Annotated in this window: 9 protein-coding genes and 1 pseudogene; 3 read left to right on the top strand and 7 right to left on the bottom strand. The window is 69.0% G+C overall.

Annotated features, from left to right (window positions below; genetic code table 11):
• Positions 1–47 precede the first annotated feature (47 nt).
• On the bottom strand, positions 48–1394 hold the full coding sequence (locus FND50_RS04260; RefSeq protein WP_144284857.1) for an amidase: 1347 nt from the start codon (positions 1392–1394) through the stop codon (positions 48–50).
• Positions 1395–1558: 164 nt separating this feature from the next.
• Between FND50_RS04260 and FND50_RS04255 the strand changes: the two are divergent.
• Positions 1559–3678: pseudogene (locus FND50_RS04255) on the top strand (serine/threonine-protein kinase).
• Positions 3679–3693: 15 nt separating this feature from the next.
• Here FND50_RS04255 and hpt read toward each other — a convergent pair.
• From hpt to dacB, 4 genes are read right to left on the bottom strand one after another with little or no spacing between them, the layout of a single operon-like run.
• Positions 3694–4248 carry a hypoxanthine phosphoribosyltransferase gene (gene hpt, locus FND50_RS04250; RefSeq protein ID WP_005244976.1) on the bottom strand — a complete coding sequence of 185 codons (555 nt, stop codon included), beginning with the start codon at positions 4246–4248 and terminating at the stop codon, positions 3694–3696.
• A 4-nt stretch (positions 4249–4252) separates the two neighbouring features.
• Positions 4253–5233 (bottom strand): tRNA lysidine(34) synthetase TilS, encoded by a 981-nt coding sequence (gene tilS / locus FND50_RS04245; RefSeq protein ID WP_005262129.1) that lies wholly within the window; start codon positions 5231–5233, stop codon positions 4253–4255.
• A gap of 19 nt (positions 5234–5252) precedes the next feature.
• Positions 5253–6299: a zinc-dependent metalloprotease gene (locus FND50_RS04240; protein WP_144284856.1), complete on the bottom strand. Its 1047-nt coding sequence runs from the start codon at positions 6297–6299 to the stop codon at positions 5253–5255.
• Entirely contained in the window at positions 6299–7684 is a 1386-nt protein-coding gene (gene dacB / locus FND50_RS04235) for a D-alanyl-D-alanine carboxypeptidase/D-alanyl-D-alanine-endopeptidase (RefSeq protein ID WP_144288970.1), read from the bottom strand. The genes FND50_RS04240 and dacB overlap by 1 nt, the downstream gene beginning before the upstream one ends.
• 131 nt (positions 7685–7815) lie before the next feature.
• Here dacB and FND50_RS04230 point away from each other — a divergent pair, with 131 nt between their 5' ends.
• The gene (locus FND50_RS04230; protein WP_144284855.1) at positions 7816–8307 is read left to right on the top strand and encodes an inorganic diphosphatase; all 492 of its coding nucleotides are present in this window, start codon (positions 7816–7818) and stop codon (positions 8305–8307) included.
• Between the two features lie 113 nt (positions 8308–8420).
• On the opposite strand, the gene FND50_RS04225 is transcribed toward FND50_RS04230, so the two are convergent.
• On the bottom strand, positions 8421–10079 hold the full coding sequence (locus FND50_RS04225) for an MDR family MFS transporter (protein ID WP_260850894.1): 1659 nt from the start codon (positions 10077–10079) through the stop codon (positions 8421–8423).
• Positions 10080–10190: 111 nt separating this feature from the next.
• Positions 10191–11021, bottom strand: a complete 831-nt coding sequence (locus FND50_RS04220; protein WP_144284853.1) for a crotonase/enoyl-CoA hydratase family protein — start codon at positions 11019–11021, stop codon at positions 10191–10193.
• Between the two features lie 82 nt (positions 11022–11103).
• Here FND50_RS04220 and FND50_RS04215 point away from each other — a divergent pair, with 82 nt between their 5' ends.
• Positions 11104–12423: a monooxygenase gene (locus tag FND50_RS04215; protein WP_144284852.1), complete on the top strand. Its 1320-nt coding sequence runs from the start codon at positions 11104–11106 to the stop codon at positions 12421–12423.
• Positions 12424–12459 lie beyond the last annotated feature (36 nt).

Here is a 12459-nt window from a genome sequence, read left to right as displayed (position 1 = left end):
GCCCATCGGTTCCCTCGGACTCCATCCGGGTCCGAATGTGCGGGAGTTCACCGCGCGGGCGCGACCCTCGGCCAGCCGCCGCCCACCCGTTCGATGTGAGCGGCCAGGGCCAGGATCCTGGCCTCTCCTCCGGGCGGTGCCGCGATCTGCACGGCCAGCGGTGTGCCCGAGTGTGAGTGCGTGCCGACGGGCACACTCGCCGCAGGCCACCCGACGAGATTCCACAGCGCGCTGAGCGGGGCGTACCGCACGTTGGCCACGATGTTCGACAGCCACGACCGCTCGCTCCACGTCGTCGCCGCGAGCGGCGGCTGCGCGAGAGCGGGTGTGATCACCACGTCGTAGTTCTCGAAGAATGCGCGCAGCGACTCTTCGAGCCTGCCCACCTGCTCGGGGCGGACGAACCGGCCCAGCGCGCGGCCCACCGCGACGTGCCTGCGGGTCCGCGGCTGCAGTAGCCGCAGATCGAGCCCCTTCGCGTCGGCGGCCGTTCCCGCGGTCCAGCGGGCGAGAACGGGAAGCAGGTTGACCGGGTACGGCAACGTCGCAGGCTCGACGTCGTGGCCCGAGCCGGTCAGTTCCCTGCCCGCGCGCACGGCCGCATCCCGCCACTGCGGATCGACCGTGGCCAGGAATGTCGGCGACCCTGCCGCCACCGCGATCCGCAGTGGTTCCGACGCGCCGATCCGCGCGAGTTCGGGCCGGTCGGCGAGGACGGACAGCATGAGAGCGGCGTCGTCGACGGTCGTGGCGATGGGCCCGTTCTCGGCCATCCCGAACCACGAGGTAGCGCCGAGTTCGGACGGCACCACTCCCCTGCCCGGTTTGATACCGAACACTCCGCAGTTCGCGGAGGGGATGCGGATCGACCCCAGACCGTCGGTCCCGTGGGCCAGGGGCACCATCCCCGCGGCGACGGCGGCGGCCGCTCCCCCGGACGAACCCCCGCAGGTCCGCGACGGATTCCACGGATTGCGGGTGATGCGGCCGGGCGCGTCGGTGGTTCCCCACACCGCCAGTTCGGGGAGGGTGGTCAGGCCGACGACCACCGCTCCCGCCGCCCGCAGTCGCGCGACGACCGGGTGATCGGAAACCTTCGGTTCGGCACTGGTCGCACCCGATCCCTCGCGCATCGGCAGTCCGGCCACGGAAATGACGTCCTTGATCGCGACGGGCACTCCTGCCAGCGGAAGCGTGGACAGATCCGGCCGGTGAGAGAGGGCGAGGGCGTCGGCTCGGGCCTGTTCGGCGAGGACCGTGACGAACGCCTGAATCTTCGGTTCACGCTCGTCGATGGCCGCGAGCGCGGCCTCGACATGCTCCATCGGGCTCGAGACGCCCGAGCGAACCTGCTCGGCGACGACGACGGCTGAGGTGAACGGGGAGTCCCCCATCACCCGAGTATATGGTGCAGGGAAGCAGTCATTTCGAGTATTCGCGCTGGATACAGTAGGTCTGCGGGGTTACCATTCGCTTGTCCCTGGATGGGACTCTTCACACCGCTCCAGACAACCTCGATGTGCCCAGAGAACCCGCCCAGTAGAACCCTCGATGTGCAATGACCAGAGGAAACGGGTCGGGCAGAGACGGATCGGCCGCTGGATCGGACTCTGCCGAACGGACCGTCGGAGTCACGAACTCCGAACACGAGAGCAGCGAAGCGACGGTCGCGGCCGGGCCGTCGACGGTGGTTGCTGAGCAAACCATGTCCGCACGGACCATGACCGCCGAGCAGACCGCCGCCGCCGAACACACCACGGCGGCCGAGCAAACCGCACCCGCCGAGCAGACCGCGGCCGCCGAGCAGACCGCGGCCGCCGGTCCGACCGTGACCGCCCGCCAGCCGGACACCCTCATCACCACGCCGCCGGGCAATGCGGCGCTCGACGATGTCGAGGTCGGACAGCAGGTCGACGATTTCGATCTGCTGATGGGCCTGGCAGCGGCGCGTTCGGCCGCGTGTTCCTGGCACGCCAGCGGTCGATGCAGCGACTCGTCGCGGTGAAGATCTCGCACGACAAGGGGAACGAGCCGCAGACCCTCGCGCAGCTCGACCACAACTACATCGTGCGCGTGTTCGACCAGCGGTTGCTCGAGGACCGCCAGCTGCGCCTGCTCTACATGCAGTACCTGCCGGGCGGCACCCTGCTGCGGGTTCTGCGCCGCGTCCGCGTCACGCCGGAACAGGACCGCACGGGCAGCCTTCTGCTGGATGTGGTCGACGAGGAGATGCGGGAGAAGGGCGAGATCAGGCCCACCGACTCCAGCGTGCGGGACGAGATCGCATCGCTCACCTGGCCGGAGACGATCGCGTGGTTGGGGCGTCGACTGGCCGACGCCCTGGACTACGCCGGCAAGCGCGGCGTCCTGCACCGCGACATCAAGCCTGCCAACATCCTGCTGACGGCGGAGGGTGTGCCGAAGCTGGCGGATTTCAACATCAGTTTCAGCGACAGCGTCACCGGGGCATCCCCGCTCGCCTACTTCGGTGGGTCTCTGGCCTACATGTCCCCCGAACAACTCGAGGCGTGCCACCGCGAAATGCCGGGGACGGCAGCGGACCTCGACACCCGGAGCGACATCTTCGCGCTGGGCGTGATGCTGTGGGAGCTGATGTGCGGGCGGCGTCCGTTCGAGGACGAGGAAGTCTCGAGCGAGTCGCTCGTGGCACTCGAAGCGATGATGGATCGCCGTAGCCGCGACATCGACCCGGAATTTCTCGACCAGTTGCCCTACGACTGCCCGCCGTCGCTGCGCCGGGTGCTCCTGACGTGTCTGGCTCCGAAGCCTGAGGACCGGTGGTCGTCGGGTGCCGAACTGGCCCAGCAGTTCGACCTGTGCCTCAACCCGCGGGCCCGCGACCTCGTCGATCCGCCGCCGAACAGTTGGCGCATGCGGCTGCGGCGCTTCGCGCTCCCGATTCTGGTGTTCGGCATCGCGGTGCCGAATGCTCTCGCCGGTGCCTACAACTACCACCACAACAAGATGCTGATCATCAGCAACCTGACGCCGGAGGCCCAGCAGTCGTTCGAGGCGATCCAGTTGGTGATCAATTCGATCGCGTTCCCGTTGGGCGCGATCATGCTGCTCTACTGGTGCCGATACCCGCTGCTCGTGCCGCGGGGTCTGCGCAAGGGGAAGTCGTACGACCGCCAGACGCTGGCCCGGGCCCGCACCGACACGTTGCTGCTCGGCGACCGGGTCGTGCTCGTGGTGTTCGGGTTGTGGGTCATCGCGGGCATCGCCTATCCGATTTCCCTGCAGCTCGCGGCGGGGAACGTGCCACCTCGCGCGTACGTGCACTTCATCGCGTCACTCATCGTGTGCGGTGCCGTGTCGGTGGCGTACCCGTTCTTCGTGGTCGCGTTCTTCGCGGTGCGCTGCATCTACCCCACCCTGCTGCCGCAGGACATCGCCAGCAGCGCCGACGCGCACAAGCTGCGGGGTCTCGACCGCCGGAGCACGCTGTACCTGGCCGTCGCGGCGTCGGTTCCGCTGGCCGGTGTGGCCGGAGTGACGTTCCTGTCACCCGACGAGATCACCTTGGTGATCATCGCGGTCCGCATCCTGTGCGTCGGCGGCATCTTCGCGTTCGTCGGCGTGTACTGGCTGTTCCGGCAGCTGGAGCAGGACCTGCGGGCGCTGGAGCTCGCCGTGTCGCACGAACCCGTCCGCTGACGAGCAGCGCGGAGATCAGCCGCCGTAGACGGAAGGCTCGAGGGTCCCGATGTACGGCAGGTCGCGGTACCGCTCGGCGTAGTCGAGGCCGTACCCGACGACGAATTCGTTGGGGATGTCGAAGCCCACGTTCGCGACGTTGACGTCGACCTTGATGGCGTCGGGCTTGCGCAGCAGCGTGACGACCTCGAGGGACGCCGGGTTGCGGCTCGACAGGTTGCGCATCAGCCAGGACAGCGTCAGACCGGAGTCGATGATGTCCTCGACGATCAGCACGTGCCGGCCGGCGATGTCCTTGTCGAGGTCCTTGAGGATGCGCACGACGCCGGAGGACGACGTGGACGACCCGTAGGAGCTGACGGCCATGAACTCCATCTGGGTGGGGATGGGGAGGGCTCGCGCGAAGTCGGTCATGAAGAAGATGGCGCCCTTGAGGACACCCACCAGGAGCAGATCCCCTTCCGGGGCGCCCTCCGGGTAGCGCTTGGCGATCTCCTCGGCCAGTTCGACGGTACGTCGACGAATCTCGTCCTCGGAGATCAGTACCGATGCGATGTCGCCTTCGTACACGCGATCAAACCCTTCGTCGGTCGTCCAATCCGACGTTCAGCCTGCCACGTCGTCGGCGGACCACCAACCTCGCGTCCGGTGTTCCGCCCCCGATCGCCACCTGTCCCTGTCCCCGCCACCGTGCGACGAGGTCGTCCACGGCTCGCAGTTGCGTGTCTCCGAGACCGCGCGCACCGGCCGCGAGTAGCCAGCTGCGCAGTACCCGCCTGCGGACGGGTGGCGCCGACAGAACGAGCACGGCCGCGTCGATTTCGCCGTCTACCACGACTTTCGCTTCGGTCTCGGCGGCCATCGCGTCGAGGACCGCCCCTTCCTCGCGCAGGTGTTCCCCGGTGCGGGCGAGGGCCCCGGCGACGCCGCCGCCCAGGACGTCCTCGAGCAGCGGGAGCACCTCGGTGCGCAGCCGCACCCGCGCGAAGTCGGGCGAGGCGTTGTGTGGATCCTCGTGTGGGCTGAGTCCCAGTTCCACGCAGGCCTGCCGGGTCACCGCGCGGCGCACGTCCAGCAGCGGTCTACCCCACGGGCTGTCGTACGGGCTCATCCCCCAGATGGATCGGCCACCCGAACCGCGCGACAACCCCAGCAACACTGTTTCGGCCTGGTCGTCGAGGGTGTGTCCCAGCAGCACCGGGCGGGTTCCGCGCGCCGAGTCGAGGGCGCGGTAACGGGCCTGCCGGGCCGCCGCCTCGAGCCCGCCCGACCCGGTCACATCGACGGAGAGCACCTCGGCGGACGCGCAGCCGAGCGCTCGGGCACGGGCCGCGGCCTCGTCGGCCACGTCGGCCGACCCCGGCTGCAGCCGATGGTCGACGACGAGGGCACGCACCGAACGCGCCTCCGCGGCGGCCGCCGCGGTCAGCGCCAGTGAGTCGGCGCCACCCGACAACGCGACCGCGATCTCACCGTCCGGGGCGTGCGCGGCGATCCAGCGCCGCACGGCGTGACGAACCTCGAGGATCGCCGGCTCCTCGGGAAGCAGCGTCACCGGCTCAGCCCTTCTCGAATCAGCCCAGTACCCGGGACACCCAGGCGTCCGGCGCGTCGATCTCCGCGAGCCGGGGCAACGTGTCGGGGCCGGTCCACACGACGTTGAACCGGTCCATCCCGACCTTGTCCACGACGGCGTCGACGAACGCCTTGCCGCGCACGTATTGCGCCATCTTGGCGTCCATTCCGAGCAGCGCCCGGATGAGACGCTGCACCGGGTTGCTCTTGCGTCGGCGACGCTGATCGAACGCCGCCCGGATCGCCGCCACCGACGGCACGACTGCGGGGCCGACGGCGTCCATCACGTGGTCCGCATGTCCCTCGAGGAGGGTGCCGAGTACCAGCAGACGGTCGAGGGCCTCACGCTGCGGCTCCGCCTGGGTGGCGCGCAGCAGCCCGACGATGCCTCCCGGTGCGCCCGACTCGTCCGGCTCCGTGCGCCCACGGGCGCGCAGCGCGGAGGACAACCGGCCGACCATGTCGGTGACCGACTCGTCCTCGGCGGATCCGAGCGTCTCCACCGACGCCTGCATGTACCCGGTGAGCCACGGTGACGACGAGAACTGCACCCGGTGCGTCACCTCGTGCAGGCACACCCAGAGCCGGAAGTCGCTGGGCCTCACCCGCAACGTCCGCTCGACCGACACCACGTTGGGCGCCACCAGCAGCAGGGTTCCGTCGTCGCCGGTGAACGGGTCGTACTGGCCGAGGATCGCGGAGGACAGGTATGCGAGCATCGCTCCGGCCTGAAGGCCCGCCGGCTTGCCGAGCAGCATGCCGGGAGCGGCGTCGCCGCCGGTCAGTTGCGACATCGAATGCGCGGCAGCGTGGATCCACCCGGCCCGGTCGAGGATCTGGGCGGTCGGCACCGGAAGGCCGTCGGCGAGACCGGTGACTTCCCGGACCGGCAGTTCCGCGCGCATCGACGCGTCGGCCAGTTCCGCGACCACGGTTTCGGCCGTATATCGCGACGTGGCGGGACCGCTGCGCGCCAGCCTCACCCCCGTCCGGGCTGCGAGTTTCCAGTCGACGGCACCGCTGAAGGCATTCCCTTCGGCGGCCATCACTGGCACCCGCACGTGCGGAGCGCGGCCGCCAGTGCGTCGAGTGCGGGACGGCTGACCTCCGGCGGACGGTCGTTGGACATCAGCGCGAACGTCAGCACCCGCCCGTTCTGGTCCACCACGTAGCCGGCGAGCGCGCTGGCCGTGGACAGGGTGCCGGTCTTCGCCCGCACCCACCCGGCGCCGGTGCGGTTCCCCGACGCGTACCGGTCCGACAGGCTGCCCGTCGCACCGGCCACGGGCAGGTAGTCGAGCATCGGCCGCAGGGCAGGGTTCCCCTCCCCGGCGGCGGCCGTCAGGACCTGGTCGAGTGTGTGCGGTGCGATGCGGTCGTCCACGGACAGCCCGCTCGCGTCGTGCAGTGTGAGCCCCGACAGGTCGAATCCGGCGCCGGACAGGGTCCGGCCGATGGTCGCGACGGCGCCCGCGAACGATGCTTCCGCGCCGGCATTCATGGCAACCTCCCGCCCGATCGCTTCGGCAAGCACATTGTCCGAGTGTTCCATCATCTGCCGCAACCGGTCGCGCAGCGGCGCGGACTGCACGCTCGCCACGGTAGCCGCACCGGGCGCCGCGACCCCCGACGTGACCGCCGACGGGGCGACGCCGAGCGCACCGGCGAGCGTCCGCCCGGCGTCGAGCGCGGGTGTCGCACTGCGCGGCGACTCGTCCACGAGCGGGTCGGCCCGTCCACCGTCGATCATGATCGGTTCGGTGGGGGTGATGAATCCGGCGCCGACGTCCGTCGGGAACCATCCCTGCGCCATGGTGTCGCCCGAATAGATGCGGGTGTCGACCACGATGCTCGTCACCTGGATGCCCGCGTTCCGGATCTGATCGACCAGCTGCGAGATGTGCGCCGCACCCGGGTAGTAGCCGTTCTCCCCGACCGGTTTCGCGGTGAGTGTGGGATCACCGCCGGCAACGAGGACGATCTCGCCGGGAGTCGCGCCCTGCACCACCTTCGTCGTCACGCGGTGGTCGGGCGGTAGCGCCAGCAGCGCGGATCCCGCGGTGAGGACCTTGGTGGTCGACGCCGGGGTCATCGGGGTCTGCGGGTTGACGCTCCACAGGACCTGACCGGTGACCGCGTCGGCGACGGTTCCGCTGAACTTGCCGAGGTCGGGGTTGGCGGCGGCCGGACCGACCGCGGCGGCGATCCCCTGTGCCGTCGGCATCGGGGCGTCGTCCGGCACCGGCGTGACCTGCGGGGCCGCCGTGATCGGTGCCGGTTCGGGCGCGATCGTCAGTTCACCGCGACCCGCCGACGCGTTGTGCGCGGTCACCGCGACCACCAGAACAGCCGCCATCGCGAGCACCACGACGACGACCGACGCGAACAGAATTCGCATGTTCCGACGGTGGCGTCCCGCCAACGAGCCCATCTTCTTCTTTCCCTGGCCCGGCAACGCGCCTCCGTCTTCACTGTGATTCGTGGGTGGTCAGACAACCAACCTTATCCTCGACCCGATATCCTCTCCCCGAATCATCATCGACACGACAGCGAGGAATCGGCGTGGAGTTCGACGTCACCATCGAGATCCCCAAGGGTCAGCGAAACAAGTACGAGGTCGACCACGTGACCGGTCGCGTGAAGCTGGACCGCTACCTCTACACCGCGTTCGGCTACCCGGCCGACTACGGCTTCATCGAGAACACCCTCGGCGAGGACGGCGATCCGCTGGACGCGCTGGTCCTGCTCCCCGAGTCCGTGTTCCCCGGCGTCATCGTCGAGGCACGTCCCGTCGGCATGTTCAAGATGGTCGACGAGGCCGGCGGCGACGACAAGGTGCTGTGTGTGCCGGCCGGCGACCCGCGGTGGGACCACATCCAGGACATCGGCGACGTCCCGCAGTTCGAGCTGGACGCCATCAAGCACTTCTTCGTCCACTACAAGGACCTCGAGCCGGGCAAGCACGTCGAGGCAGCCGACTGGGTCGGGCTCGCCGAGGCGAAGGCCGAGGTCGAGGCTTCGTTCAAGCGTCTGAAGGACAACGTCGGGCACTGAGCCGGCGGCGAATCGTCTGGCACTGAGCCGGCGGCGAATCGTCGGGCACTGAGCCTCCCGATATTTACGGCAACGGCGCCCATCCCCCGCGGGGGATGGGCGCCGTTGGCGTCTCACTCCTGCGCGTCTCCCCGCGCCGCGGCCTGGAGGCCGGACTCGCTGCGGAGTGGCACTTCCTTCCACAGCAGAGTGAGGACGAAGGCGACGACGGCGAGCATCGACACGCTGAGGAAGACGGATCCGATGGCGTCGGCGAATCCTTCGCGGAAGGGCAGGGCCAGCACGTCGTCGAGTTTTCCGATCACCGAGCTGTCCGTGAGGACTCCGCTGACGCCGGCGTGGTCGGGGCTGAGGATCCCCTGGCCCATGGCGGCCTCCGCGGGGTCGTTGCTCTGTGCGGCGGCGACCACTGCTCGACGGAAGTCGGCTGTGCCCGCGGCGGCTGTCACGCGCTCGCCGATGGCCGGGGTGAGGCGGGAGAAGAGGATCGACAGGAAGATTGCGACGCCTGCGGTGCCGCCGATCTGCCGGAAGAACGTGGCCGCTCCGGTCGACACCCCCATGTCCTGTGGGGGCAGTGCGTTCTGAATGGCGAGGGTGAGGGGCTGCATCAGGTTTCCGAGACCGAGTCCGAGGATCAGCATGAACACCATCACGACGGGCATCGGGGTGTCGGCGGCCAGCGTGTGCAGCAGGTACGCGCCGACCGCGATCAGGGCGGTGCCCAGGATCGGGAAGTACCGGTACCGTCCGGTCCGCGAGATCATCTGACCGCTGACCACCGAGCCGGCCATGAGGCCGAGGACCATCGGCAGGATCTGGAACCCGGCGAGGGTGGGGCTCGAGCCCTTCACCACCTGCAGGTACTGGGGTAGCAGGGTGATGCCGCCGAACATGACGGCGCCCACGACGAGGCTGATCACGACGCCGAGCGCGAAGGTGCTGTTGCGGAAGAAGCGCATCGGGATGAGTGCGTCGTCCTTCATCGCCAGTTCCACCGACACGAAGGCGAGCACGCCGATGACGCCGATCACGTAGCACGCCAACGACTTCGAGCTGTCCCATCCCCAGCTGTGCCCCTGTTCGGCGACGACGAGCAACGGCACCACGCCGACCGCGAGGGCGATCGCACCCCACCAGTCGATCCGCCGGCTTCCGCTCGGTCGTCGCGGCAGGTGCAGCACCCGGGAGACGACCGTGAGCGCGACGAGTCCCACCGGCACGTTGACGAGGAAAACCCAACGCCAGCCGTCGATTCCGAGGAGCTCGTCCTGTCCGGCGAACACTCCGCCGAGGACCGGCCCGAGGACGCTGGACGTGCCGAACACGGCCAGGAAGTAGCCCTGGTACTTGGCCCGTTCACGCGGGGAGACGATGTCGCCGATGATGGTGAGCGCCAACGAGAACAGACCGCCGGCGCCGAGTCCCTGGACCGCACGGAAGGCCGCGAGCATGTACATCGACGTCGAGAACGTGCACAGGACCGAGCCGATCACGAACACCGTGATCGCGAACATGAAGAACGGCTTGCGGCCGTAGATGTCGGACAGTTTGCCGTAGAGCGGCGTCGCCAGGGTGGCGGTGACGAGGTATGCGGTGGTTGCCCACGCCTGCAGCGAGTATCCGTCGAGGTCGTCGGCGATGGTGCGGATCGCCGTCGCCACGATCGTCTGGTCGAGCGCGGCGAGGAACATGCCGAGCATCAACCCACTGAGTACAGCCAGGATCTGCCGGTGGGTGTAAGCCACCGGCGTTTCGACCGAATTCGACACTGTTTCCTCGCTGCGCTGTCGTTTACTTGTAGTCGGCAAGTATGCGAGCGCAGCGAGGTTTCGGGCAACTGATGGACTGAGCTTTACCTGCGGATAAGGCTCTGCGACCGGCTATTCGCCCGTGAATTCAGGGGCGCGCTTCTCGAAGACGGCAGTGATCGCCTCGGTCAGGTCCTGCGACGGCAGGAACGCGGCGTTCCATGCGGCGACGTAGCGCAGGCTGTCGTCGACGGCGGCCGCGCGGGAGTGGTCGAGGACGTCCTTGATGCCATGGACGACGAGCGGCGGGTTCGCCGCGATCTCGGCCGCGGTCTCGTGCGCGGCGGCGAGGACGGCGTCGGCGTCCGCGAAGACGCCGTTGACGAGACCGATCTTCTCGGCGCGCCCGGAGCCGATGTCCTTGCCGGTGAGCGCGAGTTCCCGCAGATGACCGTCGCCGATGATGGCGGGCAGTCTGGCGAAGCTGCCCATGTCGGCGACGATCGCGACCTTGACCTCACGGATGCTGAACTTCGCGTCGGTGCTGGCGTACCGGATGTCGCACGCGGAGATCAGGTCGACGCCACCGCCGATGCACCAGCCCTGGATGGCCGCGACCACCGGTTTGCGGCAGTCGGCGACCGCGTTGATGCCGGACTGCATCCGCTTGATCATGTCGTGGAACGCGGTACGCGGGCCGGCCTGCGCCTTGTCGGCGAGGACGGAACCGAAGCTGCCGCTCATGGCGGGCAGGTCGAGACCGAAGGAGAAGTTCTTGCCGGAGCCGGCGATCACCACGGCCCGCACGTCCGGATCGGTGTCGAGTTCACCGAAGATCTCGGGGAGCTCGCTCCAGAAATCCGGGCCCATCGCGTTGCCCTTTCCGGGTCCGATGAGCGTCACCTGCGCGACGTGATCCTTGCGCTCGACGGTGAACGCATTCCAGGTCTTCTGTTCGGTCATTACTCAAGAGTAACCACCGCTCTTCGACGTCACGCGAAATACCCTGGAGGTCTCTGCACCGTCTTGTGAACGGACAGCCGCCATGACGCACCGGACGATCCCGGCCGGCGACGCCGTAGTCGTCGGCGCCGGAATGGGGGGACTGCTTGCCGCGGCGGCTCTCGCCGGAACATTCCGGAGCGTCGTCGTCCTCGACCGCGACATCCTGCCCGACACGGCGACCGCGCGCAGGTGCGTGCCGCAGGCCCGGCACGTGCACGCCCTTCTCGCCGGCGGGCAGGCCGCGATGGAGGACCTCCTGCCGGGGTTCGCGTCCGAGCTCCTGGCCCTCGGCGCCACCGCGGGCGACGCGCTGGGCGACATCCGGTGGATCGTCGACGGACACCGGATGGCCCGCGAGATCAGTGGGGTCCCCGGCATTCTCGCGAGCAGACCGCTCGTCGAGTGGCAGATGCGCAGGCGGGTCGAGGCGCTGCCGAATGTGCGAATACTGGACCGTTCCGACGTCACGGGTCTCACCGTCGACGGCGGGCGGGTGACCGGCGTGACCGTGCAGCACCGTGGCGGCGTCCCGCCGGAGGTCGTCGGGACCGATCTCGTCGTGGACTCGTCCGGCCGCAGTTCGCAGACTGTCGCCCGGCTCGGCGAGCTGGGTTTCGCGCCGCCGGCCGAGTCGCAGGTGGCCGTGGACGTCAGCTATGCGACGAGGCACTTCCGGCTCGACCCGCCGCATCTGGACGGGGATTCCGGCATCGGAATGGCGCCGGGACCGTCCAGTCCGCGCAGCGGATTCATGGGCGTGCAGGAGAACGGCACCTGGATCGTCACTCTCGCCGGGTACGGGGACGATGTGCCGCCGCTGGATCCGGACGGCTTCCTCGACTTCGTGAAGTCGTTCCCCGCCCCGGACATGTACGAGGCACTGCGCACGGCCGAGCCGGTGGACGACGGGGTGCGTTACCGGATCCCGACGACCGTCCGGCGGCACTATTCCGCGGACGATCTGCCGTCGAATTATCTGCCGTTCGCGGACGCCATCTGCTCGTTCAACCCGATCTACGGCCAGGGCATGAGCGTCGCCGCGGTGGAGGCGACGATCCTGCGGGACTGCCTGCGGTCGGGGCGCGCGCATCTCGCTCACCGGTTCCTCCGCGGGGCTAACCGGTGTATCGATGCCGCGTGGACGCTCACCGTCGACAACGACCTCCGGATCCCGGCCGTACCCGGTCGGCGGTCGGCGCGGGTGCGGTTGGTCAATGCGTACACGTCCCGGCTCGATCGGGCGGCGTCCGTCGACCCGGCCGTGGGGTCCGCGTTCCTCCGGGTGACGCATCTTCTCGACCGTCCGGGGACGCTGCTCCGGCCGGCGACGGTGTTGCGGGTTCTGCTTGCCTCCCGCTGACGGACGACCGCGAGATTACCTGTATGTTGACGTCAC

It is taken from the genome of Rhodococcus sp. WB9 (assembly GCF_007558985.1).
GTDB classification, from domain to species: domain Bacteria; phylum Actinomycetota; class Actinomycetes; order Mycobacteriales; family Mycobacteriaceae; genus Rhodococcus_F; species Rhodococcus_F opacus.
This window is presented reverse-complemented; position numbering and strand designations above follow the sequence as displayed.